We start from the raw sequence: 23857 nt of genomic DNA on the forward strand, positions 1-23857 counted from the left end.
CCGTCGGCCGCGCCGGTCCGCCCGGTCCACCACCGGGCATACGGCGGCGAACCGGACAGCGTGATCCGCCCGACACAATATGGGATCGGGCCCGGACGGCGCTCGGGTTCACGCAGGATCGCACTAACCTGAACGGGTGCGGACTTCGTTGCTGGATGTGCTGGCCGATCGGATCCTCATCGCCGACGGGGCGATGGGCACGATGTTGCAGGCCGCTGACCTCACGCTCGACGACTTCGACGGGCTCGAAGGGTGCAACGAGATCCTCAACGTCACCCGTCCCGACGTGGTGCGGGGGGTGCACGACGCCTACCTGGCCGCCGGCGCGGACTGCGTGGAGACCAACACCTTCGGCGCCAACCTGGCCAACCTGGCCGAATATGACATCCCGCACCGCATCCGGGAGCTGTCGACGGCGGCCGCCCGGATCGCGCGGGAGGCCGCCGACGCGGCGAGCACCCCGGCCCGGCCCCGGTTCGTGCTGGGCTCGATGGGGCCGGGCACCAAGCTGCCGACCCTCGGGCACGCCGACTACGCGACCCTGCGCGACGCGTACCAGGAGAACGCCGCCGGCCTGATCGACGGGGGCGCGGACGCTCTGATCATCGAGACCTGCCAGGACCTGTTGCAGGTCAAGGCGGCGGTCGTCGGGTCGAAGCGAGCGATGGCCGAGCTGGGGCAGCAGGTGCCGATCATCTGTCAGGTGTCCGTGGAGACCACCGGCACGATGCTGGTGGGCAGCGAGATCGGCGCGGCCCTGGCCGCGATCGAGCCGCTCGGGGTGGACCTGATCGGGCTCAACTGCTCCACCGGCCCGGCCGAGATGAGCGAGCACCTGCGCTACCTGTCGCAGCACTCCCGCATCCCGGTGTCGGTGATGCCGAACGCCGGCCTGCCGGTGCTGACCGCCGACGGCGCGTACTTCCCGCTGACTCCCGTGGAGATGGCCGACGCCCTGGAGCGGTTCGTCACCGAGTACGGCGTGGGGCTCGTCGGCGGCTGCTGCGGCACCACGCCGGAGCACATCCGGGTGCTGGCCGAGCGGCTGCACGGCGTCACCGCCCCGGCCCGCGAGCCGCAGCACGAGGCGGGTGTCTCGTCGGTCTACCACCCGGTGCCGTTCGCCCAGGACGCGTCGGTGCTGATGGTGGGGGAGCGGACCAACGCCAACGGCTCGAAGGCGTTCCGGGAGGCGATGCTCGCCGGTGACTTCCGCGCCTGCGTGGAGATCGCCCGCAGCCAGGCCCGCGACGGTTCGCACCTGCTCGACCTGTGCGTGGACTACGTCGGGCGCGACGGCACCCGGGACATGCGCGAGCTGGCCGGCCGGTTCGCCACCGCGTCGACGCTGCCGATCATGCTGGACTCCACCGAGCCGGCCGTCGTCGAGGCCGGGCTGGAGATGCTCGGCGGCCGGTGCGTGGTCAACTCGGTCAACTTCGAGGACGGCGACGGCCCCGACTCCCGGTACGCGCGGGTCATGCCCGTCGTGCGCGAGCACGGCGCGGCGGTGGTGGCGCTGCTCATCGACGAGGAGGGCCAGGCGCGTACGAAGGAGTGGAAGGTCCGGGTCGCGGCACGGCTGATCGACGACCTGACCGGCCGGTGGGGGATGGACCGCGCCGACATCCTGATCGACGCGCTGACGTTCCCGATCGCCACCGGTCAGGAGGAGACCCGCCGCGACGGCATCGAGACGATCGAGGCGATCCGGGAGATCTCCACCCGCTACCCGGGGGTCAACTTCACCCTGGGCATCTCGAACATCTCCTTCGGGCTCAACCCGGCGGCCCGGCAGGTGCTCAACTCGGTGTTCCTGCACGAGTGCGTCCAGGCCGGCCTGACCTCGGCCATCGTGCACGCCAGCAAGATCCTGCCGATGTCGAAGATCCCCGACGAGCAGCGCGAGGTCGCGCTCGACCTGGTCTACGACCGGCGCCGCGAGGGGTACGACCCGGTGCAGCGCTTCCTGGAGCTCTTCGAGGGCGTCGACGTGACCAGCGCGCGCGCCACCCGTGCGCAGGAGCTGGCGGCGCTGCCCCTGGACGAGCGGCTCAAGCGGCGCATCATCGACGGTGAGCGCAACGGCCTGGAGGCCGACCTGGACGAGGCGATGGCCGGCGGCCGAGCCCCGCTGTCGATCATCAACGACATCCTGCTGGACGGCATGAAGGTCGTCGGCGAGCTGTTCGGCTCCGGGCAGATGCAGCTGCCGTTCGTGCTCCAGTCGGCCGAGGTGATGAAGACCGCGGTGGCGTACCTGGAGCCGCACATGGAGACCACCGAGGACGGCGGCAAGGGCCGCATCGTGCTGGCCACCGTGCGCGGCGACGTGCACGACATCGGCAAGAACCTCGTCGACATCATCCTGTCCAACAACGGCTACGAGGTCGTCAACATCGGCATCAAGCAGCCGATCAGCGCCATCCTGGACGCCGCCGAGCAGCACCGCGCCGACGCGATCGGCATGTCCGGGCTGCTGGTCAAGAGCACGGTCATCATGAAGGAGAATCTGGCCGAGATGGCCACGCGCGGGGTCGCCGACCGCTGGCCGGTCCTGCTCGGTGGGGCGGCGCTGACCCGCGCGTACGTCGAGGACGACCTGCGGTCGATGTTCCCCGGTGAGGTGCACTACGCGCGGGACGCGTTCGAGGGTCTGTCCCTGATGGACAAGGTGATGACCGCCAAGCGCGGCGGAGCGCCGGTGATCGACCCGGAGCGGGAGGCGGCCCTGGCGGCCCGTCGTGCCCGCCGGGAACGGCAGCGCACCATGGTCACCGAGTCCCTGCCGGAGCTGCACGACTCCTCGGTGCGCTCCGATGTGGCGCTGGACGTGGAGGTGCCCGCCCCGCCGTTCTTCGGCACCCGGGTGGTCAAGGGTGTACCGATGGCCGACTACGCGGCGCTGCTCGACGAGCGGGCCACGTTCCTCGGGCAGTGGGGGCTGCGCGGCGCCCGGGGCGGCAGCGGGCCGTCCTATGAGGAACTGGTCGAGACCGAGGGCCGGCCGCGTCTGCGGTACTGGCTGGACCGGCTCATCGCCGACCAGGTCCTTGAGGCAGCCGTGGTGTACGGCTACTTCCCCGCGTACTCCGAAGGCAATGACCTGGTGGTGCTCGACGAGAACGGGCACGCGGAGCGCGCCCGGTTCTCCTTCCCCCGCCAGCGCCAGGAGCGACGGCTCTGCCTCGCGGACTTCTTCAAGCCCAAGGGCGACCAGCTCGATGTGGTCGCGCTGCAACTGGTCACCGTCGGGCAACCCGTCAGCGAGTACGCGGCGAAGCTGTTCGCCCGCAACGAGTACCGCGACTACCTGGAGGTGCACGGGCTGTCCGTGCAGCTCACCGAGGCCCTCGCCGAGTACTGGCACCGGCGCATCCGCGCCGAGCTGACCCTGCCCGACGGGCGTCCGCTGGGCCACGACGACCCGAGCGACCTGGCCGGAATCCTGCGCAACGACTACCGGGGCTGCCGGTACGCGTTCGGCTACCCGGCCTGCCCCGACCTGGAGGACCGGGCGAAGATCGTGGATCTGCTCGGGTCGGAGCGGATCGGCGTGGAGCTGTCCGAGGAGTTCCAGCTGATGCCGGAGCAGGCCACCGACGCCATCGTGGTCCACCATCCGGAAGCGAGCTACTTCAACGCCAAGTAACGACCACGTCTAGACCATTTAGATCCTTGCCAGCGTGCGGAATTCGTTTGGGCGCATGTGAGGATGCCTACATGGAACGGACACTGAGTCGGCGGGCGGCCTCGGACGCGGTCAGCGACCAGGGATGGCGGTATTTGCTGGGCGCGTTGCGCACGTCGGTCCCCGTCGGCTCATTGGTCCAGGCAACTGAGGTGGCGGCGCGCGTGGTGGCGGCGTGCGGCAGCCATGCCGATCAGCACCTACGCGTTGATATCCGGCCAGACCGGGTTGTCATGACCCTGCAATCGTTGGATCAGGCGGCGCTTACCGCTTGCGATATCGACCTGGCGCATCAAGTTTCCGCCGCCATTTGGAATGTCGGGCTACGGACGGAGCCTGAGATTGGTACGGGAGCGCCCCGGTCGGTCCAGCTCGTGGAGATCGCTATCGACGCGCTCGACATCGCAGCGGTCAGGCCGTTCTGGAAGGCCGTGCTGGGCTACACGGACGAGGCGGGAGCCGACGGTCCGAAGGATCCGATCGTCGACCCGGTCGGGCAGGGTCCGGCGATCTGGTTTCAGCAAATGGATCAGCCACGCCGGGACCGGAATCGCATCCACTTCGACATCTGTGTCCCGCACGACGAATCTCCACGGCGGATCGAAGCCGCGCTGACGGCCGGTGGCCGACTTGTATCCGCGTCCCATGCTCCCGCCTTCTGGGTTCTCGCCGATATCGAGGGTAACGAGGCTTGTGTGACGACCTGGCAGGGCCGAGACGACTCGTAGACCGGGCTGACCGGCCATCGAGGAGACAGCCCGCAGTCAATCCCGGTCCTGGCCGGTATCCGGGTACCCGGATCGGGTGGTGGACGCTGCTACCGGGCACTCGTTACTCGCTACGACAAACCCGCCGTCCGCTACCAAGCTACCGCCCACATCGTCGCGATCAACGAGTGGCTCTTTTCCATGACCACCATCATGCCTAGGGCGGCCCACGCACGCAGGTAGCCGGCCGCGTGTGCGCCGGCAAGGGCAGGATCATCGCCGGCATCCGCAATCGCGGGCGCAGGTGTCGCCGCTGCGAGATCAGCCAGGGCGGCGCTTGGGTGACGACCGGCTCGGGCGCCACCGGACGAGCACGGACCACGCCGGTAGCGGATGGCCGACAGAGCAGCAGGTAGACGCCCGTGATTGTTGCCTAAGGGCAAGCGGTCGTCGTGGTATGCCACCGAGGCTAGTACTCCAGCCGGAGATCGTGATCCGAACCTTCATGCCGTCCTCGCTGGTACGACAGCAGCACGGGGGCGCAACCCAGCCATTGTTACGGTCAGCAGAAGAGCAGCACGGGACGGCAGAATGCCGGGATGCATCGAAGCACCAGGGGTCGGGACCGTGCAGACGGACGCAGTGTCGGTGGCGCTTCGGTGCCAGGCCCGGCGATAGGAGGGCGGAGCCTGGCCCGTCGCGTCGGCCAAGCGTCGGCCGCAGTCGCTGTAGTCCTTCTCGTGGTGGGGCTGGTGATCCTGTCGCCCATCGCACTGCGAGCTGTGAGCCTGGGAGAGGCGGAAGACTGGGGCCGGTTAAGTGATATCGGCCAGACCTACGGAGCCACGTCGGCGGTCCTGTCGGCACTTGCGCTCGGAGGCGTAGCGGCGTCGCTGCTGCTCCAGGCCCGCCAGACCAGAGCGGAACGGATCCAGGCCATCCGCGGTTTCCACGCGGATCTGATCCGGATGCAACTCGATGATTTACCTGTTTACCTGCCCTGCTGGGGTCCGCTGGACTTGCCCGATGACACCGCCAAGCGGCAGCACATCTACACCAACCTGCTGTTGCAGTACGCCTGGATGGGCTACGAGATTGGCACCATCTCGGAGCCGCTGCTTCGGGACATGCTGGGCGGCATGTTTCGTGGCGACGTCGCTCGGCGTTTCTGGCTGATGGCTCGGGGGTCCTGGGCGGCGAGTACGGCGGGGACGAGGCGAGGACGACGCTTTCTCCTGATCATTGATGAGGAGCATTCCAGAACTTTGTTGACCGAACCGAGAGTGCGCGCAGCGGGGCCTGAAGATGGCCTCAGTCCCGTCCGAATCTCCGTCCCAGCGGCCGCTCGCCTATTGAACTGCGTCGTCATCGGCGTTGCGGCGAGTATCTCGGCAGGCCTGGTATGGCGCCGGCTGCGATCAGCTCGTACTCCAGCCAGAGATGTTGGTCTGATCCGGGGGAGGGCTCACCCGGGGCCGGAGCGGGTGCAGCCACCATCGAGCATGGACGGTTGTGTGGACTGAGCATGACGCGGCGGTGACTGCCGGATACAGGGTAGACGCCCAGCGGTGGCGGGTGTTGTTCGATGACCTGATGCTGACGACCGGGCAGCGTCTCCGCAGGCCGGAGCCTCGTCGTCGGGTGCGTGACTTCGTCCGGGGCTTGCTGGCGCCGTTACCACGAAAGAACTGCTGGACGATCGCGGAGCATGCGGGTGACAGGGGTCTGGACGGAATGCAGGACCTGCTGACCCGGGTGAAGTGGGACGATGCCGAGGTCCGCGCCGATGTTCGCGAGTTCGTCGGCCACCACCTCGGTGATGCCGAGGCGGTACTGGCCATCGACGAGACCGGCGATCTGAAGAAGGGCCGGCACACCGTCGGCGTGCAGCGGCAGTATTCGGGCACCGCCGGGAAGATCGAGAACTGTCAGGTCGCCGTGCACCTCGTCTACGCCACCGATGCTGTTCACGCGATGCTCGACACGGCGCTCTACCTGCCCAGGTCCTGGTGCGACGACGCCGAGCGCCGCGCCGAGGCCGGTGTCCCTGAGCAGGTGCGGTTCGCGACCAAGCCGCAGCTCGCGTCTCGGATGATCGCCGCGGCGGTCACCGCCGCGCTGCCATGTCGATGGGTGGCCGGCGACGAGGCCTACGGCAACGATCCGCATCTGGGCGCACGGCTTCGTGAGCTGCGACTGGGCTACGTCCTGGCCGTGGCCTGTTCGCATCAGGTGATCACCGGCCTTGGCGTCTACCGCGTTGACGTGCTAGCCGCCGGTCTTCCTGCCACCGCCTGGCAGCGGGTGTCCGCCGGTCGAGGCGCGAAAGGCTATCGCTACTACGACTAGTCCTCTACCGCACTGCCACACGCCGCCGACGCCCACGGCGGGCACCACTGGCTGCTGATCCGCCGCAACCGCAGGACTGGCAAGCTGGCCTTCTACCGCTGCTGGACACCCGAGGCCGTCCCGCTACGCAGCCTCGTCCTGGTGGCCGGCCGCCGCTGGAAGATCGAAGAATCGTTTCAAACGATCGTTGCGCGGCTCGTCACTCGTACCGGTACTTCAGCGAGTCCGCCTCCGCCTGCTCGATGTCGGCGATCGTCAGCTCCGGCATCCGCAGCTGGGCCAGCGTCACCTCGGCCGAGGTCGGCTGCGCGTCCGCTGGCAGCCACCGCTCGGGCTCCCAGACCCCGGTGCGCAGGAGCGACTTGGGGCAGTGCGGGTAGACCTCCTCGATTCCCACCACCAGCGCACTGGCCGGCGGCTTACCCACGGCGGTCAGCTGCGACAGCAGGTCGGGGCGGGTGGAGACGCAGGCTCGGCCGTTCACCCGAAGCGTCGTGGTGCGCCCGGGGATGATGAACAGCAGCCCGGCCCGTCCGGTGGCGATGACGTTCTGCAGCGTGTCCAGGCGCTTGTTGCCAGTCGCGTCGGGGATCGCCACCGTCCGTGCGTCCAGCACGGCCACGAATCCGGCGGGGCCGCCGCGCGGGGAGACGTCGCAGTTGTCCTCGGCGTCCACGCTCGCGACCAGGACAAGGGACGCACAGCCGATCAACCGTCGGGTCTGCTCGGTGAGTTCGGTCATCTGTTTCCGTACGGCCGCCTCGCTGGGGAGGTCGTAGGCCCGGCGCAGCGCTTGCTGGTCGGGCACCGCGTCGAGGCGGAGCGAGTCGAAGGCGGTGGTGGCAGGGGCTGGCGTCATGCCGCCGACCCTATTGGGCAGCCAGAAGCCGTGGGGGCCTGTGCTGCTGGCGGGTGCTCGGACCCGCAGCTCAGATCGCCCCGGACGCTCTGAGGTCGCGGCCGACCCAGGTGGCGACGCACACCTCGTTGCCCTCCGCGTCGGCCAGAACCCACCACATCGGCGCGTGTGCGTCGGAAACCAACTGGCCGCCGGCGGCCAGGGCGGCGGCGATGCGCGCCTCGGCCTGATCGTGCGGAACAGCGATGTCGAGATGCATGCGGTTCCGTTGCGGGCGCGGCACGTCCATCTGCTGGACGCCGAAGCCGGGGCCACGGCGCGACGGGTCGTAGAGGTAGTCGTCGCCGATCTGGGAATAGCCGAGCACCGCACGCCAGAACGGCAGCACCTCCGCGCTGACGAGCGCGTCGAGGGTGAGGTTGATGACCTGCACGGCGGTCGGATCGGCGGAGAGGCCCCGCTCCCTGGCGGCGGCCGAGATCCGCCTGGCCAGCCCGGCATCGCGCCGGGACAGGGACACCGTCACGCCGGTGCCGCGTACGTCGATGGTCAGAATCCGCTGCTCGGCCTCGTCGGTGAGGCGGCCGATCTCATCGACGAACGCGATGCCCTCGGTCAACGAACCGGTGGGGAAGTGAGCGGAGACCAGGTGATACAGGGAGCGCCAGTCCTCCACACCCTCGGCCGCGTGAAACTCGCTGGCCGTGATCTGCCGCGTCATGCCAGCGAACCTAACATCGGACGCCCCAACCGGAGTTCGGGTGCCGGCTGCCCGCGACGTGGAGGGGCGACAGCCTGGTTGGCCACGATGACCCCGGTGGGTGGTCAGCGTGTCCCTGGCCGGATCTGGGTGACGGCAGCGTAGGCGACGCTTCCGAGCAGAGCGCCGAGTGCGGCGAACAGGATGCCGTCCCAGGGCTGCGGTAGCGACCCTTTCAACAGCACCGCAGCGGCAAGGGCCGCTGGCACTGCGATCAGCACCGCTGAGCCCAGTACCCACCGTGACCGTCGGTCATCCGTGCGATGCAGGAGGCCCAACGCGCTGAGAATCGCGAGCATCCCGTCGGAGTAGAATTAGGACAGCGCCAGGACGAGGAGAGTTCCCATGGTGAGGCCAAGGGCCCAACGCCGGAGGGCGGTGCCAAGCGACACGACGCCCGGCTGGGCGACATCGCCTCTGCCGCCCAGGTCATCGGCCGTGCTCGCCACCGCGCCTGGGAGCCGGTCATCCACGACCCGATGATCGCACACCCGGTTGTACTCCCCGCCGAGGTCGATCCCGGGAGGGCAGCCTGCCAGCCATGCCGCCCCACGTCGGGAGGGTGTGGCGTTGACGCAGCCGCCTTCGAGCGAGCGCGGCCCAGGCGTCGCACGGCGAGAGAAAAACCAGTCGGGACCCTTTCCGTGTCGAGAACCCGCTGGTGGCTTCGTCTCGGGGGAGGATGCGACCACGGCGGCGCACCAGAGCGAGGAGATCCCGCATGGCGATCCAGCGGATGGACAACGTCCTCATTGTCGTCAACGACCTCGACGCTGTCATCGCGTTCTTCGTCGAACTCGGCATGGAGCTGGAGGGCAGGGGGCCGATCGAGGGACGGTGGGTGGAGCGTGTGATCGGCATCGACGACGTCCGCCAGGAGGTCGCGATGCTGCGGACCCCGGACGGTCACGGCAAGGTCGAGCTGGCGATGTTCCACACGCCGAAGGCGATCAGCCCCGCACCGGAGAACGCGCCCGCGAACACCCTGGGGATCCGTCGGATCATGTTCGCCGTCGACGACATCGAGGACGTCATCGCCCGACTGCGTACCCATGGGGCCGAACTCGTCGGGGAGGTCGAGCGGTACGAGGACATCTTCCTGCTCTGTTACCTGCGCGGCCCGGAGGGCATCATCGTCGGACTGGCCGAGCACCTCCGTTGAGCCGCGAGAGTCAGGCCCCGACCTCGGCGACCATGGTGTCCGCGTCCGTGAACGACTCGACCGTGCGGAACCCTTCGGACGCGTAGAGACGGGCGGCGGCATTCGCCCGCTCCACGCTCAGCGACACGGTCCGGATGCCGCGGTCCCGCGCGGCGCCCAGGACGGTACGCAGCAGCGCCCGGCCGACACCCCGCCCTCGCCAGGCTCGCAGGACACCGATGGTCAGCTCCGGCACGTCGTCGGCGACGTACCCGTAGCCGGGATCTTCGGCGCTCAGGTGCCGGAACCAGGGCGGCGCCGAGCGGCCGGTGAGCGGGGTCGACCGCGACCACACCGACGTCGGTGCGTCGCATCCACCCCGTGACGTAGTGGGCCAGCGCGGGATCCGCCAGGATCCGCTCGCGAGGCCAGTCGCGCTCGGGCAGCCAGTTCACGGCCTCGACGAGCATGTCCACCAGGAAGTCGGCGTCGGCTGGGGTGGCCGCGCGGATGCCGAAGTCGGTCACCGCGCCAGCCTCGCACACATGATCGTGCGGTTGCCCGGAGGCGGGAGCCGGGACCAATGCTGGACAACACGTCACGCTGGCGTACGACGTGAGTGTCGCCGACAGCACGGGCGGTGGAGTCCGGGGTGGTTACCGCCGCCCCGGACTCCACCCGTCACGCGGTCCGGTAGGCCAGCAGCACCGTCTGCGTCACGGTGTTGCCGGCGGTGCCGGTGGCCGTCACGCGCAGCGCGACGAAACCCGGCCGGCGGGGATGGGCGACGAGGGCGACACCGCCACTGGCGGAGCCAACAACTTCAGGGTTGTTGCGGCCTCCCGGCGCAGGGAGACCACGATATCCCCGAAGTTGCGCAGATCTTGGGGAGTCGGTCCGGTCGGCGCGGCTTCGCCGCAGCACTGCCACTGAGCGCGGCGCTCACGGCGACCGCCGCCTTCGTTACGCTCGCGGCATGTTCCGTGCGGCCCGGCCCGACGACTTCGCGCAGATCATCCACCTGTACCGGCAGTTGAACCCGGACGATCCGGTGCTGGACGACGGCACCGATGCGGCGGCCTTCGCGCAGATCCTCGGCTCACCCGGGCTGCGTCTGTTCGTCCTCGACCTGGACGGGGTCGTCGTCGCCACGACGTACCTCAACGTGATCCCCAACCTCAGCCGATCGGCATCGCCGTACGCCGTCATCGAGAACGTCGTCGTCGACGAATCCCGACGCGGCACCGGGCTCGGTCGGCAGATCATGGCCGGCACGCTCCAGGCCGCCTGGGACGCCGGTTGCTACAAGGCGATGCTGATGACGGGTTCGCAGAACCTGGCGACCCACGCGTTCTACCGCGCCTGCGGGTTCTCCGCCGACGTCAAGACGGCGTACCTCGCGCGCCCAACCGGCTAGCCAGGGAAGGTTTCGCGCAGCGCCGGGTCCAGCGCGCGGCCGGTCGTCGGCTCGATGAACAACTCCGCGAGCAGGAGGTCGGCGAGGTAAGTGGGATTGATCCCGGACTCCTTGCGACTGAGGGCCTGCAACGCGCCGCCGAGCCGCAGGGCCGTGCGTGCCGCGCCGGCCGGTAGCCGGCCGACCCTGCGGCGTCGGCCGACCGCGTCGGCGATGCGCGCGATCATGTCGTGCCAGGTGAGGTTCTCGTCGGCGACCGGAATGTCCGCGCCGCTGGCCTGCTCCAGGGCGTCGGCCGCGACCTCGGCCACGCTGCGCGCCGAAGCCGCCGCGCTTCCGCCGGTCGGCGCGACCAGAGGTGTACGCGAGCGCGCCCACCGGTCCAGCGGACCGGCCCAGTTCGGCAGCCGGTCGCCGGCCCGGCCGAAGACGAAGGGCAGTTCGAGTACGGCGACCGGCAGACCCGCCCCGGCGGCGGCGCGCCCCTCCCGGGCCTGCTCCAGGCGGCAGCGGATGTACGTGTGCCGCTCGGCGAGCCGCCACTGCGGGTGCGACCGGTCAAAGTACGTGTAGTACGAGCCCATGATCACGCCACGGGTGAGGCCCTGGGCGCGGGCGGCGGTGAACAGGCGTACCACCGGATCGACGTTGTCGCGCCGGAACTGCGGGTAGATCGGCGTGGGCAGCGGCCGCTGCTCGTCGGTCCGGGTGGCGTACACGACGCCGTCGTGACCGGCGAGCAGCGACCGCAGGTCGTCGATCGAGGCGGACTCGACGTCGAGCAGGTGGTCGACTCCCTGCTGGGCGGTACGCGACACCGCGGTCGTGGCATGACCGCGCTCGCGCAGCACCTCCACGACGTGCGCGCCGATCAGGCCACTGCCACCCACCACGAGAATCCGCACGCTGAATCGTCCACTCTGCAGTGGGGTGCGTGTCAAGCACGCGGCGGCTGCGGGTGCGACGGGGGCAGGGCGCGACCACAATGGCGTCCGGAGGTGATGGAGGATGATCGACCAGGAGAGCGTTCCGCGGCTGACGTCGGTGGTGCTCGACGGCACCGACGTGCGGAAGTTGGCGGAGTTCTACCGGCAGCTCATGGGCTTCGTCTATCGACCCGGCGACGAGCCACCCGTGGACGGCCGACCCGACGAGCGCGGCCGTGACTGGTTGGTGCTCAGGTCCCCGGACGGTGGCCCACAGATCGCGTTCCAGCAAATCGACGACCTGCCCGAGGCGACGTGGCCGAAGAACGACGTGCCACAACAGCTACACCTGGACCTGACCGTGGACTCCGTCGACGAGCTGCTGGTTCAACACGAGCGTGTGCTGCGCCTCGGCGGCCGGCTGCGCTACGACCGGATCGAGGACCCGGACGAGCCGTTGCGCGTGTACGCCGACCCGGCCGGCCACCCGTTCTGCATCATGGTGGGATAGTGGCGTGGCACTCGTGCGACCGGGGTGCTGACGGTCGTCGAGAACGGGGTCGAGGATGCGGGAACCGCGCGCCTTCTGGGTGGACGAGCAGTTCGACCGCGAGCACGGCACCGGCGGGCACGGTCGCTACGAGGCCGAGGTGCTCCGCCGGATCGACGAATTCGCCGAGACGTGGGGCGACTTCGCGCCGGTCGCGTTCGCCGCGACGGCCTGGCGGGTGGCCAGCGAGCTGTCGCCCGGCTTCGTCCTGTGGCACCGGCGCATCATCTCGGCGACCTGCGAACGCAGTCCGTGGGACGGCGGCATGGTCTGCGCGGTCACCGTGGCCTCCCGCTGGCCCGCGGAGCTGACCTGGACCAAGCAGTGGCAACGCGACCGTGGTTGGCGGGACTGGCCGCAGCTGTTCGGCCAGTTCACCACGCCCACCGAGCAGGACCGGACGCGTAGTCCGCATCTTCGCGCGCTGCTCCAGGTGGAGGCGCCGCTGCCGCTCGAGGGCCTGCCGCCGACACCCGACGGCCCGGACGACGACGTCGCCGCCGCGGCACGTCGGGCGGTCGTGGTGCTGGCCCGGGAACTCAACGACCTGCTGGCGCCGATGATCGGGCAACTCGACAGCGGGGTCCCCGCCGACTCCTGACGGCGGGGACCCCTCTCGACGCGGCGCGTCGGCAGTCGATGGTGCGGTGGGCCCGGCCCGGTCACCGAACGGGCCGGGCCCACCACGTGTCAGCCGGTGGTGAGGACGAACTTCTCCCAGGCCCCGACGGACGTACGGTTGGCGATCAGTGACCCGGCCCCGGCGTTCTCCGCGCACACGATCTGGTTGTTGACCGTGGCGCGCAGACTGACCGTCCCATCCGAGTTGGTGATGAGCTGGAAGGTCTCCCACGACCCGACCGACGTGGCGTTGGCGACCAACGCTGCGGCGCCGGCGTTCGTGGCCGAAACGTAGAGCCCGTTGGCACGTGACCGCAGCGCGATGTTGCCGTTGCCGGCGTCCACCCGGTCGAACTGCTCGGTCGTGCCGACGCTGGCCTTGTTGGCGATCAACGCGGTGCTGCCGACCGCCGACACGTACTGGTTGTTGACCTGCGCCCGCAGCGTGCTCACCGGCGTGCTGCCACCGGTGCCGGTGGTGAAGGTGAACGCGTCGACATCGAACAGGTAGCCCGACCCGCCCTTGAAGACCAGGTACAGCGTGGTCGACGCGCTGGGCGGGTTGCTGATAGTGGCTGACGCATCGACGAACGTCTCCCAGTTGCCGGTCACCGGAACCGTGACCGTGCCCAGCAGAGTGCCGGTGGCCGACCCGGTCCGGACCTCGATGGTGCCACCGGCGCCGGCCGACGACGCCCGCACGGTAATGCGGTTGGCGTTGGCCAGGTTGTACGGCGTGTACGAGATCCAGTCGTTGTTCTCGATGAACCCGGCCGTGCGGCCACCCTCGGCGCTGGTGTGGTCGGTGGCCTGGACACCGGACGTCGCGCCGAAGTGCTCACCCTGGCGGTGCTTCGGTTGCAGCGTCTTGATGCTGTGCGTGGTCAGCCCGCCGTTGTCGGTGTAGGCGGCGTCGAAGACCCCGTAGATGTTGGCCGCCGCGTCGTGCTCACCGTCGGTCGGGAGGGTGATCGAGCCGCTGCACCCGTTCTTCGAGGTGATCTGGTGAGCGTGGCTGTCGTGGCCCAGCGCGTACGTCAGGCTCACCTTGGAACAGTCGATCGTGCCGTCCTGTGGGTCGCTCACGCTGATCTGGTACGACACCGTGTCGCCGAAGTTGAACAGCTGCCCGTCGACGGGCGAGGTCAGCGTCACCGTCGGCGCGGTGTTTCCCACGGTGATGACCAGGCTCGCCGTACCGGTCAGGCCGGCCGGGTCGGTGACCTTCAGGGTGGGGGAGTAGGTGCCGTTGGTGGTGTACGTCTTGGTGGGGTTGGCCGCCGTCGACGTGGTGCCGTCGCCGAACGTCCACAGGTAGCTCAGCGCCCCGCCCTCGGGGTCGGAGCTGCCAGCCGACGAGAAGTTCACCGTCAACGGGTTGGCCCCCGACGTGGGGTTCGCCGAGGCAACCGCGATGGGGTTGCGATTGCCGCCGCCGATGTACTCGATCCGGAACAGCGCCTGGTTGTTCGAGCCGGTGCCGTAGTCCAGCACGTACAGCGCGCCGTCCGGGCCGAAGGCCATGTCCATGACCTGGGTGCCGCTCCACGGGAACGAGGAGATCTCGCCGCGGGAGCCGTCGGCGTTGATGGCGATCGGCTTGATCCAGCGTCGGCCGTACTCGCCGGCGAAGAACTGGCCGTTGAGCGACTGCGGGAACTTGATGCTGGAGTTGAGCGAGGCGTCGTACCGGTAGACCGGCCCGGCCATGGGCGACTCGGAGCCGCTGCCGAACTCCGACGGTGATCCGGAGTCGCCGGCGTACTTGATCCAGGCCGGCTTCGCCGCGGGCAGCGTGCCGAGGCCCGTGTTGCGGAACGAGTTGTTGGTCGGCCCGCCCGTGCAGTTGTACTTCGACTGCGACGGCCCGGACGGGAAGGTGTATTCATTGTATGTTTCCGTGCTCGTGTTGCTGCCGGTGCAGTACGGCCAGCCGAAGTTTCCGGGCGCCGTGATGCGGTTGAACTCCACCTGACCCTGCGGACCCCGGCTGGAGTTGGTGCTCCCGGCGTCCGGGCCGTAGTCGCCGACGTAGACGACGCCGGTCGCCTTGTCGACGCTCATCCGGAACGGGTTGCGCATACCCATCGCGTAGATCTCCGGACGGGTGTTGGCCGTGCCGGGCGCGAACAGGTTGCCCGACGGGATCGTGTACGTCCCGTCCGCCTGCGGCTTGATCCGCAGCACCTTGCCCCGCAGGTCGTTGGTGTTGCCCGCCGAGCGCTGGGCGTCGAACTGCGGGTTGCGGTCGGTGCGCTCATCCAGCGGCGCGTAGCCCGACGACTCGAACGGGTTGGTGTCGTCGCCGGTGGTCAGGTACAGGTTGCCGGCGGCGTCGAAGTCCAGGTCACCGCCGACGTGGCAGCACTGCCCACGGTCGTTGGCGACCTGGAGCACGATCTTCTCGCTGCTCAGGTTGAGCGTGTCGTCGCTGTTGAGGGTGAACCGGGACAGCCGCAGGTGCCCCTTCCACCGGTCCCAGTCCGACTGCGTGCCGGTGGTGGGGGCGTCCCCGGACGGGGTGCTCAACGTGGGCGAGTAGTACAGGTAGATCCATCTGTTGGTGGCGAAGTTGGGGTCGACGGCGACGCCCTGCAACCCCTCCTCGTCGTGCGTGTAGACGGACAGGGTGCCGGAGACCTTGGTGTTGCCGGCCACGTCGGTGACCCGCAGGACGCCGTTGCGGGCGGTGTGCAGCACCGAGCGGTTGGGCAGGATGGCCAGGGACATGGCCTCGCCCAGCTCGGCCGAGCCGGTGGCGAGTTTGACCTGCTGATAGTCGCTGGCGGGGATAACCACCGCCTGGGCGGCGGTGGAGGGTGCGGCCACGGCCAGGGTCACACTCGCGACGGTGGTGACCGCCGCGACGAGTGCCCGGGACCAGCGCCGGGGGTTCGAGAGCATGATCGTCCTTCCTCGACGACCAGGGCCGGGCGTGCGGGGGCGCACCACGGCCAGGTGAGGGTGGTGAAGAAGCGAGCCGCGGCGCGGTCAGTTGGTGACGAGGTTGAACTTCTCCCACTGGCCGATGGAGGTCCGGTTGGCGATCAGCGGGGAGGAGCCCCCGTTGTCGGCGGCCACGTACCGGCTGTTCACGGTGGCCCGCAGGCTGACCGTGCCGTCGGAGTTGCGGATCAGCTGGAACGTCTCCCACGCCCCGGCGGTGGCCCGGTTGGCGATCAGCGCGGCAGCCCCGGCGTTCTCCGCCGCGACGAACTGCCCGTTGCTCTTGGCGCGCAGCGCGACGTTGCCGTTGGCGAGGTTGACCAGTTCGAACCGCTCGCTGGTCCCCGCAGTGGTCTTGTTGGCGATCAGCGGGGTGGAGGCGTTGGCGGCGCTGACGTACTGGTTGTTGGCGAGGGCACGCAGAGTGGAACCGGTGGCGGCGGGCGGCGGGGTCGTCGGCGGGGCCGTCGTCGGCGGGGCCGTGGTCGGCGGGGCGGTCGTCGGCGGGGCGGTCGTCGGCGGGGCCGTGGTCGGCGGCGGGGTCGTCGGCGTGGTCCCCGGCGAGCAGTTGGCGCTCACCGAACCGGCGGCGACCTGCAGGCCACCGAGCAGCATCCGGGTGAAGTTCGGGTCGGTGTACGACGCCTCGGTGTGCCCGAGGCCCGTGTACCAGGCCCGACCGCCGCCGTACGCCTTGCACCAGGTGATCGGGTGGTCGCCGTTCATGTTGCCGCCGCTGTAGGACGACTCGTCGAGGCTGGCGAGGACCCGCGCGCTGGAGCGGGGGTTGGTGCGGTAGTTGTACCACTCGTCGGAGCGGACCCAGGTGGCGCCGAGGTGCGCGGTCGACGGGTTGCTCCGGTCCTCGATCTTCACGGTCGCGGTCTGGATCGCCGGGTGCGAGTCGAACCACGCGCCGACCAGCTGGCCGTACCACGGCCAGCTGTACTCGGTGTCGGCGGCGGCGTGCACGCCGACGTACCCGCCGCCGGCGGCGATGTACTGCTCGAAGGCCGTCTGCTGGCTGGCGTTGAGGACGTCGCCGGTCGTCGACATGAAGACCACCGCCTGGTACTGGGCCAGGTTGGAGGTGGTGAACTGGGCGGCGTCCTCGGTCGCGGTCACGCTGAAGCCGTTGGAAGCGCCGAGCTGCTGGATGGCCGCGATTCCGTTCGGGATGGACGAGTGCCGGAAGCCGGCGGTCTTGCTGAACACCAGGACCTTGGTCAGCGGTGCGGCCGAGGCCGTCGTGGGAAGGGCTATCAGGCCGGCCATCAACACGGCCAGGCCGGTGACGAATGCCAACAGGCGGGGACGGGAACGCATGGTCTTGCTCCTCTGCTGAGCGTCGACCCCGAGGGGTGCTCGAGGGCACGCCCGGGGCCAGGGTGGCGGTGGTGCGGAAGCCGGGCCGCCGATGCTCGGCTGAGATGGTGCGGTGATGTGGAGCGGTGGTGAACGTGCGATTGGCCAGCCGATGACTCCGACCAACCTCTGTGGACGGTCGCAGTGCATCGACTCACATCGCTGACGCAGTAAACCTCCGATGTCTGCGCCCCGTCAAGCCCACCCGCTCCGGCCTGGGACGCACCGTGGCACGGTCAGCGCCGGCGTCGGAGCGGGACGTAGGGTCGGCGGTATGTCCACCGACGAAGATCGCGAGCGCCTCGCCGGGCAACTCGCGGCGCTGCCGGTCCGTGAGCTGGTCGACGTCCTGCGGCGTGCCCTGCCGCGGTTCACGCAGGAGGTGTACGGCATGCGAACGGTGCTGACCCTGGCCAACGTCACCTGGTTCGAGGACGATGTCGACCCGGGCCTCGACGTCGAGCTGGTCGCCTGGCCCGATCGCGACTACTACGGCGGTGAGCTCGGCCTGGATCAGGGCCTGTGGGAGGACGGCCGGTGCCCACGCTGCGATGTCGAGGTCACCTCGAACGCCAAGCGCGCGCACTGCCCGTACTGCGGCACCGCGTGCGTCCTGACCTGACGGTGCGCGCCAGCGTCGCGGTGGTCAGCCTCGGCCGTTCGACTCCGGGTCGCGAGTGCCCCTGGTCGCCATGAGGATGAGGTCGGCGATCGCCTCGGGGTGCGTGACCATGGCGAGGTGCGAGGAGTCGACCTCGATCGTCGTCGCGTTCATCCGCTCGGCCAGGAACCGCTCCAGCTCGGGCGCGGTGGTCCGGTCCGCGGTGGAGACGGAGTAGTACGGGCAGGCTTGCGCCGGAGGCGTCAGCGACCGAGGACGAGGTACGCGAGGCCGAGGACGCCGCGGTAGCCGCCGACGTACTGGCGCAGCCGGTCGTCGAGCTCCGCGCGGATCTGGTCCGCGCGGGGATCCTCGGGGTACGTCAGCAGCCACTCCTGCCGTCCCGCGAGCCAGGTGGACTCGAAGTCGTCCCACTCCCGCTGGTCGGCGGTGCTCAGGTGCAGCAGCCGCCAACCGCGCGCGCGGGCGGCCTCGACGAGGCCCGCGAGATCGGTGACGTCCGCACCGAAGATTCGCGTGGCCTCCGCGGTGGGGTCGGACTGCCAGTACCCCTCGCCGAGCAGCAGCCGCCCACCCGGTCGGACCACGCTGGCGAGCGCGTCGAGGGCCGCGCCGGTGCCGCCGAAGACGTGTGCCGAGCCGATACACAGGACCCGGTCGGCCGGCTCGTGCCAGGCCGCGGCCTCGCCCATCACGAAGGCGACGTGCCGGTTCAGCGACTTCTCGGCGGCGAGCCTGCGCCCGCGGGCGAGGGCGGCCTCGTCGGTGTCGACACCGACGCCCCTCGTCGCGACGGGGCCTGCCACGCCGCCCGCGGCGACGGCGCGCAGCAGCAGCTCGCCCCAGCCGCAGCCGAGGTCCAGCACGCGCGCGCCGGGGCGTACGTCGAGTCGTCGCAGCAGCAGGGCCGCGTGCTCCTCCGAGAGCGGCGTGTTCCAGCGCATCCGCGCGTACCGGCTGGCGGCGAGGTGGTCGGTGCTGTGCATCCGTTCAGGGTGTCAAGTCGTGATCACCGGCGCGCACCGGGTGGGGTGCGTTCGGGTTGCGCGCAGGTCGGGACGGGTGTCGGGGCGTACGGCAGGATCGGTGCAGTGGACGCGGGCGCGGCGCAGCCCTGGCGGCCGCCGACCCGGCAGGAGGTCGCGGCCGCGGCCGGTCGCGGCCTGGTGGACGTGATCGGCCCGGGCCTGCGGGTGCTGTTCTGCGGCTTCAACCCGGGTCTGTACTCGGCGGCGGTGGGGGAGCACTTCGCCCGCCGGGGCAGTCGCTTCTGGCCGGCCCTGCACGGCGCCGGCTTCACCGACCGGGAGCTGCGCCCGTGGGAGCGCGCCGAGCTGCTGCGGCAGGGACTGGGCATCACCAGCCTGAGCAACCGGGCCACCGCCCGCGCCGACGAGCTGACCCCGGCCGAGCTGGTGGCCGGGGTGACCGGGTTGGCGGTGAAGGCCGAGCGGCACCGGCCGAGGTGGGTGGCGATTCTCGGGGTGACCGCGTACCGGATCGCGTTCGTCCGGCCGAAGGCCGGGCTGGGCCCGCAGCCGGAGCGGCTGGGCCCGGCCCGGGTCTGGGTGCTGCCCAACCCCAGCGGTCTGAACGCGCACTTCCCGCTGCCGGCGCTGACGGCCGAGTTCGCGGCGCTGCGGCGGGAGGCGGGTTCCTAGACGCCGTCGGCGGCCAGCGCCCGGTAGTAGGGGGTCATGGCGGGGTGGTACTCGTCGAACTCCGGTTGGCGGGAGCCGTCCCGGGAGGCGACCAGCATGTCCAGGTAGTACTCCCAGCCGGCGCCCACCTCGGCGATGCCGTCCAGGCTGGTGAGGCGCTGGGCGAAGCGCAGCTCGGTGGTGCCGTCGGTCTCGGTCAGCGCGAACTCCAGCAGCCAGCTGCCCGAGCCGTCGATCATCGACACGCCGAGGCGCCGCTGCGGCTCGCACACCTCGATGCGTACGTCGCACCAGGGCTGCTGCTCCTCGTACGCCATCTGGACCCGGATGGTCCGGCCGGGCCCGGCGTCGCCCTCCCACGGGCCGAACCAGCGGGCCGTGCGCTCCGACTCGGTCAGGCTCGCCCACACGTCCGCCGCCGGGGCGCGGAACGTGCGGGTCAGGACGAGGTCGTGGCCGGTGGCGGTGCGGAACAGGCGGCCAGCGGGTGTACGGGTCATGCGATGTGCTCCGTTCGGTGTTCCGCCGGGCCGCGGGCGCGGCGTTCCCGGCGGGTTCGATGGACCTCGGTCTCCAGGGCGTCGAGGCGTTGCTCCCACCGGTCCGGTGCGGTGAACTCGGCGAGCCAGTCGATCAGCGCGGCGAGCGGGCCGGGGTCGAGGCGGTAGATCCTGCGGCGGCCGATCAGCTCGTCGCGGACCAGCCCGCTCTCCCGCAGCACCCGCAGGTGGCGACTGACCGCGGGTCGGCTGATGGCGAACCGCTGGGCGATCTCACCAGCGGCCAGCGGCGCGTCGCGCAGCATGGTCAGGATGCGCCGCCGCACCGGGTCCGCGATCGCGGTGGCCACCTCGTCCACGCCCGAAGCGTAACCCATAGGTTACGGGTTTGCGTAGGGCCGGCTGCGTCGATGGTGGGCACATGATCACCTGACCTGGCACTCTTGAGGGCATGCCAGCCCAGCTTCGATCCCGCCTGCTCGATTGGACCGTCGCCGTACCCGTGCTCGCCGTGCTGGTGTTGCTCGTGACGTGGGGGCGGGACATTCCCGCCCCTCTCGTCGTGGTGGTCGCCGCGTTGCTGGGCGGTGCGGTGCTCGCCGCCGTGCACCACGCCGAGGTGGTCGCCCACCGGGTGGGGGAGCCGTACGGCTCGCTGGTGCTCGCCGTCGCGGTCACGGTCATCGAGGTGGCCCTGATCGTCACGCTGATGATCAGCGGGCCGGAGAAGACCCAGTCGCTCGCCCGCGACACCGTCTTCGCCGCCGTCATGATCACCTGTAACGGGATCCTCGGCCTGTCCCTGCTGCTCGGGGCGCTGCGCCGACGCGTGGCCGTGTTCAATCCCGAGGGCACCGGCGGGGCCCTGGCCACCGTGATCACCCTGGCCACGCTGAGCCTGGTCATCCCGACCTTCACCACGGCCCGCCCCGGCCCGGAGTTCAGCCCGGCCCAGCTCGCCTTCGCCGCCGTCGCGTCGCTCGCGCTGTACGGGCTGTTCGTGCTGGTGCAGACCGGCCGGCACCGCGACTACTTCCTGCCCGTCGACACCGAGGGTCGGGTGATCGACGCCGAGGAGCACGCCAAGCCGCCGACCACCCGCGCGGCGCTGATCAGCCTGGGGCTGCTGCTGGTGGCGCTGGTCGCGGTGGTCGGCGACGCCAAGACCGTCTCGCCGACCATCGAGGCCGGCGTGGCGGCGGCGAACCTGCCGCACGCGTTCGTCGGCGTGATCATCGCCCTGCTGGTGCTGCTGCCGGAGACCCTGGCCGCCGCCCGCGCCGCCCGCCGGGACCGCGTGCAGATCAGTCTGAACCTCGCCCTCGGCTCGGCGATGGCCAGCATCGGCCTGACCATCCCGGCCATCGCCATCGCCTCGATCTGGCTGGACGGCCCGCTGCTGCTCGGCCTCGGCGGCACCCAGCTCGCGCTGCTCGCGCTCACCGCGGTGACCGCCGTGCTGACCGTGGTGCCGGGGCGGGCCAACGTGTTGCAGGGCGGTGTGCACCTGGTGCTGCTGGCCGCGTTCGTCTTCCTGGCCGCCAGCCCCTGACCTTCTCGGCGTCGCGCCCCTCGGCGCTCGTTTGCCGCCGGCCGCCGGCTCAGCCGGCGGCCGGCGGGTCGTCCGCCAAACGGTCCGCGCGGGCGTTGAGGTAGCGCTGCTGCGCCAGGTTCGTCGAGCGTGCCGCCGCCATCCGGTACGCCTCCCGCGCCGCGACCCGCTCGCCGGGCAGCTCCCACAGGTGGGCGCGGGCGGCCGGCAGCCGCGGATCGTCGGCCAACCGGACGTCGTCGGCCAGGTCGGCCAGCAGCGCCAGGCCGGCCGGCGCGCCCCGGCTCATGGCCACCGCCACGGCGTGGTTGAGCGCCACGACCGGATTGTCGGACAGGCCGAGCAGCACCTCGTACAGGGCGGTGATCTGCGCCCAGTCGGTGGCCGCCGCGGTGGGCGCCTCGTCGTGCACGGCCGCGATGGCCGCCTGGAGCTGGTACGGCCCGACGACCCCGCGCGGCAGCGCCCCCGTGATCAGGGCGACCCCCTCGGCGATCTGGTCGGCCCGCCACCGGCTGCGGTCCTGCTCGGCCATCGGCACCAACTCGCCGTGGGCGCCGATCCGCGCCGGCGCGCGGGCGTCGGTGAGCAGCATCAACGCGAGCAGCCCCGCGACCTCGGGGTCGTCGGGCAGCAGCCGGTGCACCAGCCGCGTCAGTCGGATCGCCTCGGCGGTCAGGTCGGCGCGCAGCAGCCCCGGGCCGGCGGTACGCGCGTACCCCTCGGTGAAGACCAGGTAGAGCACGTGCAGCACCGCGGCGACCCGGTCGGCGCGCTCCGCCCCGGTCGGTGGCGCGAACCGCAGGCCACTGTCGCGGATGCGCTGCTTACCCCGGCTGATCCGCCGGGTCATCGTCGCCTCCGGAACCAGGAACGCGCGGGCCACCTCGGCGGTGCTCAACCCGCCCACCGCGCGCAGCGTCAGCGCGATCTGCGACGCCGCCGTGAGCGCCGGGTGGCAGCACAGGAACAGCAGGATGAGCGTGTCGTCGGCATCCGCCGGGGGCCGGTCGGCGGCCGGCGCCAACCACTGCTCCGGCAACACCCAGCGCGCCACCGTCTCCTCCCGCCGCGTCCGCGCCTGGTCACGCCGGAGCAGGTCGGTCAGCCGCCGGGACGCCACGATGATCAGCCACGCCCGGGGATTCTCCGGTACGCCGTCGCGCGGCCAACCGTCCGCCGCCGCGATCAGCGCCTCCTGCACCGCGTCCTCGGCGGTGTCGAAGTGCCCGAAGCGGCGGACCAGCGCGCCGAGGACCTGCGGCGCCAGCTCGCGCAGCAGATCCTCGGCGGGCGTTGCCGACACCGGTCAGCCGGCCAGGTCCTCGACGCCGTCCAGCACCGGCCGCACGTCCACGTACGCGCCGGGGGTGTCCGGGTCGACCAGGCCGGCGGCGATCTCGGTGGCCCGGTCGAAGCTGGCGCACTCCACGATCGTGTAACCCGCGAGCACCTCCTGCGTCTCCGGGTACGGGCCGTCGGTGACCACGGTCGCCCCGTCCCGGACCTGCACGCGACGGGTGTGCACCGGCTCGCTGAGGCCCCGTGCGTCGACCAGTTCCCCGGATTCGGCGAGCGCCTGGTGGAACGTCTCCATGTGCTGGTGCATGGCCGCGATCTGCTCGGCGGACATGGCCGGCCGGTCGGAAGCCCGCCCCGACAGCACGTCATAGTCCTGCTGCGACCCGTAGAGCAGAATCATGTACTTCACAGTGGCCTCCTGTCTCCGGTGCCGCCCCGGCACCGCTCAACGGAAACGTCGAACCCCAACCCCCCACCCGGACACTCCCACCCCCACCAGATCCCTGGTTGATCATGAAGTTATTGCCTTCGATGCCGGCGTGTCGGGGCAATAACTTCATGATCAACGGGTGGGGGCGGTTCCCGGGTCCGCCGTTGTGCGCTCGCGGCCGGGGATCGGGCGGCCGGGGTCTGATCAACTCCGTTTCGCCGAAGTCGCTGTATCCAGGGCGTTGGGACACCCCGATATCGCCGACCTGGAGTCGATCAGCCGCGCGAGTGGCGGATGCTCGTCGGGGCTGGCGTTGATTGTCTGGTTTGGGCCTTTCCGTTACGTGGTCGTTGGGGCCTAGATGGGGCTGTCTCGCTAAGGGTGTTTTCGGCGATCTTGGTTAGTAGGTTTCAGCAGGTGGGAAGCGGTCGCTGAAGGTGATGGCGAAGGCGTTCAAC

Annotated in this window: 22 protein-coding genes and 1 pseudogene; 11 read left to right on the top strand and 12 right to left on the bottom strand. The window is 70.4% G+C overall.

The genetic code is table 11. The features are described from left to right. The first annotated feature begins 136 nt into the window (after window positions 1-136). The 4 genes and pseudogenes from metH to ABZT87_RS19485 form a co-directional block, all read left to right on the top strand. Complete coding sequence (gene metH / locus ABZT87_RS19470) at window positions 137-3652, top strand: methionine synthase (protein WP_355137085.1); 3516 nt, start codon at window positions 137-139, stop codon at window positions 3650-3652. Window positions 3653-3723: 71 nt separating this feature from the next. Beyond that, complete coding sequence (locus ABZT87_RS19475) at window positions 3724-4419, top strand: VOC family protein (protein ID WP_354861890.1); 696 nt, start codon at window positions 3724-3726, stop codon at window positions 4417-4419. Window positions 4420-5138: 719 nt separating this feature from the next. Further along, window positions 5139-5921, top strand: coding sequence for a DUF6082 family protein (locus ABZT87_RS19480; protein WP_355137087.1), 783 nt, complete (start codon window positions 5139-5141; stop codon window positions 5919-5921). Window positions 5922-5934: 13 nt separating this feature from the next. Continuing rightward, window positions 5935-6927, top strand: a pseudogene (locus ABZT87_RS19485) (IS701 family transposase); the annotation flags it as partial. Between the two features lie 19 nt (window positions 6928-6946). Here the strand turns inward: ABZT87_RS19485 and ABZT87_RS19490 are convergent. Together ABZT87_RS19490 and ABZT87_RS19495 are read right to left on the bottom strand one after the other, a co-directional pair. After that, window positions 6947-7606, bottom strand: a complete 660-nt coding sequence (locus ABZT87_RS19490) for an MSMEG_1061 family FMN-dependent PPOX-type flavoprotein (protein ID WP_355137089.1) — start codon at window positions 7604-7606, stop codon at window positions 6947-6949. Between the two features lie 70 nt (window positions 7607-7676). Next, window positions 7677-8327: a VOC family protein gene (locus ABZT87_RS19495; protein WP_355137091.1), complete on the bottom strand. Its 651-nt coding sequence runs from the start codon at window positions 8325-8327 to the stop codon at window positions 7677-7679. Between the two features lie 760 nt (window positions 8328-9087). On the opposite strand from ABZT87_RS19495, the gene ABZT87_RS19500 reads away from it, so the two are divergent. Next, window positions 9088-9528 carry a VOC family protein gene (locus tag ABZT87_RS19500; protein ID WP_355137093.1) on the top strand — a complete coding sequence of 147 codons (441 nt, stop codon included), beginning with the start codon at window positions 9088-9090 and terminating at the stop codon, window positions 9526-9528. Between the two features lie 10 nt (window positions 9529-9538). Here ABZT87_RS19500 and ABZT87_RS19505 read toward each other — a convergent pair whose 3' ends face one another. Further along, a complete protein-coding gene (locus ABZT87_RS19505; protein ID WP_355137095.1) occupies window positions 9539-9862 on the bottom strand; it encodes a GNAT family N-acetyltransferase in 324 nt (107 codons plus the stop codon). A 621-nt stretch (window positions 9863-10483) separates the two neighbouring features. Here ABZT87_RS19505 and ABZT87_RS19510 point away from each other — a divergent pair. After that, entirely contained in the window at window positions 10484-10924 is a 441-nt protein-coding gene (locus tag ABZT87_RS19510; protein WP_355137097.1) for a GNAT family N-acetyltransferase, read from the top strand. Here ABZT87_RS19510 and ABZT87_RS19515 read toward each other — a convergent pair. Beyond that, window positions 10921-11829 (bottom strand): NAD-dependent epimerase/dehydratase family protein, encoded by a 909-nt coding sequence (locus tag ABZT87_RS19515; protein ID WP_355137099.1) that lies wholly within the window; start codon window positions 11827-11829, stop codon window positions 10921-10923. The two genes, ABZT87_RS19510 and ABZT87_RS19515, sit on opposite strands and share 4 nt — an antisense overlap. A gap of 103 nt (window positions 11830-11932) precedes the next feature. Between ABZT87_RS19515 and ABZT87_RS19520 the strand changes: the two genes are divergently transcribed. Together ABZT87_RS19520 and ABZT87_RS19525 are read left to right on the top strand one after the other, a co-directional pair. After that, the gene (locus ABZT87_RS19520) at window positions 11933-12361 is read left to right on the top strand and encodes a VOC family protein (protein WP_354861873.1); all 429 of its coding nucleotides are present in this window, start codon (window positions 11933-11935) and stop codon (window positions 12359-12361) included. 55 nt (window positions 12362-12416) lie between these two features. After that, entirely contained in the window at window positions 12417-13001 is a 585-nt protein-coding gene (locus ABZT87_RS19525; RefSeq protein WP_355137101.1) for a hypothetical protein, read from the top strand. Between the two features lie 89 nt (window positions 13002-13090). Here the strand turns inward: ABZT87_RS19525 and ABZT87_RS19530 are convergent, their stop codons facing one another. Together ABZT87_RS19530 and ABZT87_RS19535 are read right to left on the bottom strand one after the other, a co-directional pair. Next, window positions 13091-15925: a PQQ-dependent sugar dehydrogenase gene (locus ABZT87_RS19530; RefSeq protein WP_355137103.1), complete on the bottom strand. Its 2835-nt coding sequence runs from the start codon at window positions 15923-15925 to the stop codon at window positions 13091-13093. A gap of 87 nt (window positions 15926-16012) precedes the next feature. Then, a complete protein-coding gene (locus ABZT87_RS19535; protein WP_355137105.1) occupies window positions 16013-17293 on the bottom strand; it encodes a ThuA domain-containing protein in 1281 nt (426 codons plus the stop codon). Window positions 17294-17606: 313 nt separating this feature from the next. On the opposite strand from ABZT87_RS19535, the gene ABZT87_RS19540 reads away from it, so the two are divergent. Beyond that, on the top strand, window positions 17607-17954 hold the full coding sequence (locus ABZT87_RS19540) for a hypothetical protein (RefSeq protein WP_355137107.1): 348 nt from the start codon (window positions 17607-17609) through the stop codon (window positions 17952-17954). Window positions 17955-17978: 24 nt separating this feature from the next. Here ABZT87_RS19540 and ABZT87_RS19545 read toward each other — a convergent pair whose 3' ends face one another. Next, the gene (locus tag ABZT87_RS19545; RefSeq protein WP_355068704.1) at window positions 17979-18107 is read right to left on the bottom strand and encodes a hypothetical protein; all 129 of its coding nucleotides are present in this window, start codon (window positions 18105-18107) and stop codon (window positions 17979-17981) included. Between the two features lie 89 nt (window positions 18108-18196). Further along, window positions 18197-18940: a methyltransferase domain-containing protein gene (locus ABZT87_RS19550; protein WP_355068702.1), complete on the bottom strand. Its 744-nt coding sequence runs from the start codon at window positions 18938-18940 to the stop codon at window positions 18197-18199. A 105-nt stretch (window positions 18941-19045) separates the two neighbouring features. On the opposite strand from ABZT87_RS19550, the gene mug reads away from it, so the two are divergent. Then, entirely contained in the window at window positions 19046-19615 is a 570-nt protein-coding gene (mug, locus tag ABZT87_RS19555) for a G/U mismatch-specific DNA glycosylase (protein ID WP_354863231.1), read from the top strand. Here the strand turns inward: mug and ABZT87_RS19560 are convergent. Together ABZT87_RS19560 and ABZT87_RS19565 are read right to left on the bottom strand one after the other, a co-directional pair. After that, a complete protein-coding gene (locus ABZT87_RS19560; RefSeq protein ID WP_355068698.1) occupies window positions 19612-20115 on the bottom strand; it encodes an SRPBCC family protein in 504 nt (167 codons plus the stop codon). The two genes, mug and ABZT87_RS19560, sit on opposite strands and share 4 nt — an antisense overlap. Next, window positions 20112-20474: a metalloregulator ArsR/SmtB family transcription factor gene (locus ABZT87_RS19565; RefSeq protein ID WP_355068696.1), complete on the bottom strand. Its 363-nt coding sequence runs from the start codon at window positions 20472-20474 to the stop codon at window positions 20112-20114. Before ABZT87_RS19565 ends, ABZT87_RS19560 begins: the two co-directional genes overlap by 4 nt. 92 nt (window positions 20475-20566) lie before the next feature. Between ABZT87_RS19565 and ABZT87_RS19570 the strand changes: the two genes are divergently transcribed. Further along, the gene (locus ABZT87_RS19570) at window positions 20567-21667 is read left to right on the top strand and encodes an ionic transporter y4hA (RefSeq protein WP_355137109.1); all 1101 of its coding nucleotides are present in this window, start codon (window positions 20567-20569) and stop codon (window positions 21665-21667) included. A gap of 49 nt (window positions 21668-21716) precedes the next feature. Here the strand turns inward: ABZT87_RS19570 and ABZT87_RS19575 are convergent, their stop codons facing one another. Together ABZT87_RS19575 and ABZT87_RS19580 are read right to left on the bottom strand one after the other, a co-directional pair. Beyond that, window positions 21717-22973, bottom strand: coding sequence for a DUF6596 domain-containing protein (locus ABZT87_RS19575; protein ID WP_355137111.1), 1257 nt, complete (start codon window positions 22971-22973; stop codon window positions 21717-21719). Between the two features lie 3 nt (window positions 22974-22976). After that, window positions 22977-23369 (bottom strand): YciI family protein, encoded by a 393-nt coding sequence (locus ABZT87_RS19580; protein ID WP_355137141.1) that lies wholly within the window; start codon window positions 23367-23369, stop codon window positions 22977-22979. Window positions 23370-23857 lie beyond the last annotated feature (488 nt).

Origin of the sequence: Micromonospora sp. NPDC005237 (assembly GCF_040607775.1) — a bacterium.
Taxonomy (GTDB): Bacteria; Actinomycetota; Actinomycetes; order Mycobacteriales; family Micromonosporaceae; genus Micromonospora.

Coding starts and splice junctions, on each gene's coding strand:
- ABZT87_RS19500 (WP_355137093.1), top strand. CDS start 9,088: ATGGCGATCCAGCGGATGGACAACGTCCTCATTGTCGTCAACGACCTC.
- ABZT87_RS19535 (WP_355137105.1), bottom strand. CDS start 17,293: ATGCGTTCCCGTCCCCGCCTGTTGGCATTCGTCACCGGCCTGGCCGTG.
- ABZT87_RS19490 (WP_355137089.1), bottom strand. CDS start 7,606: ATGACGCCAGCCCCTGCCACCACCGCCTTCGACTCGCTCCGCCTCGAC.
- ABZT87_RS19510 (WP_355137097.1), top strand. CDS start 10,484: ATGTTCCGTGCGGCCCGGCCCGACGACTTCGCGCAGATCATCCACCTG.
- ABZT87_RS19475 (WP_354861890.1), top strand. CDS start 3,724: ATGGAACGGACACTGAGTCGGCGGGCGGCCTCGGACGCGGTCAGCGAC.
- ABZT87_RS19530 (WP_355137103.1), bottom strand. CDS start 15,925: ATGCTCTCGAACCCCCGGCGCTGGTCCCGGGCACTCGTCGCGGCGGTC.
- ABZT87_RS19495 (WP_355137091.1), bottom strand. CDS start 8,327: ATGACGCGGCAGATCACGGCCAGCGAGTTTCACGCGGCCGAGGGTGTG.
- ABZT87_RS19520 (WP_354861873.1), top strand. CDS start 11,933: ATGATCGACCAGGAGAGCGTTCCGCGGCTGACGTCGGTGGTGCTCGAC.
- ABZT87_RS19550 (WP_355068702.1), bottom strand. CDS start 18,940: ATGCACAGCACCGACCACCTCGCCGCCAGCCGGTACGCGCGGATGCGC.
- ABZT87_RS19570 (WP_355137109.1), top strand. CDS start 20,567: ATGCCAGCCCAGCTTCGATCCCGCCTGCTCGATTGGACCGTCGCCGTA.
- ABZT87_RS19525 (WP_355137101.1), top strand. CDS start 12,417: ATGCGGGAACCGCGCGCCTTCTGGGTGGACGAGCAGTTCGACCGCGAG.
- ABZT87_RS19540 (WP_355137107.1), top strand. CDS start 17,607: ATGTCCACCGACGAAGATCGCGAGCGCCTCGCCGGGCAACTCGCGGCG.
- ABZT87_RS19560 (WP_355068698.1), bottom strand. CDS start 20,115: ATGACCCGTACACCCGCTGGCCGCCTGTTCCGCACCGCCACCGGCCAC.
- ABZT87_RS19580 (WP_355137141.1), bottom strand. CDS start 23,369: ATGATTCTGCTCTACGGGTCGCAGCAGGACTATGACGTGCTGTCGGGG.
- ABZT87_RS19545 (WP_355068704.1), bottom strand. CDS start 18,107: ATGAACGCGACGACGATCGAGGTCGACTCCTCGCACCTCGCCATGGTC.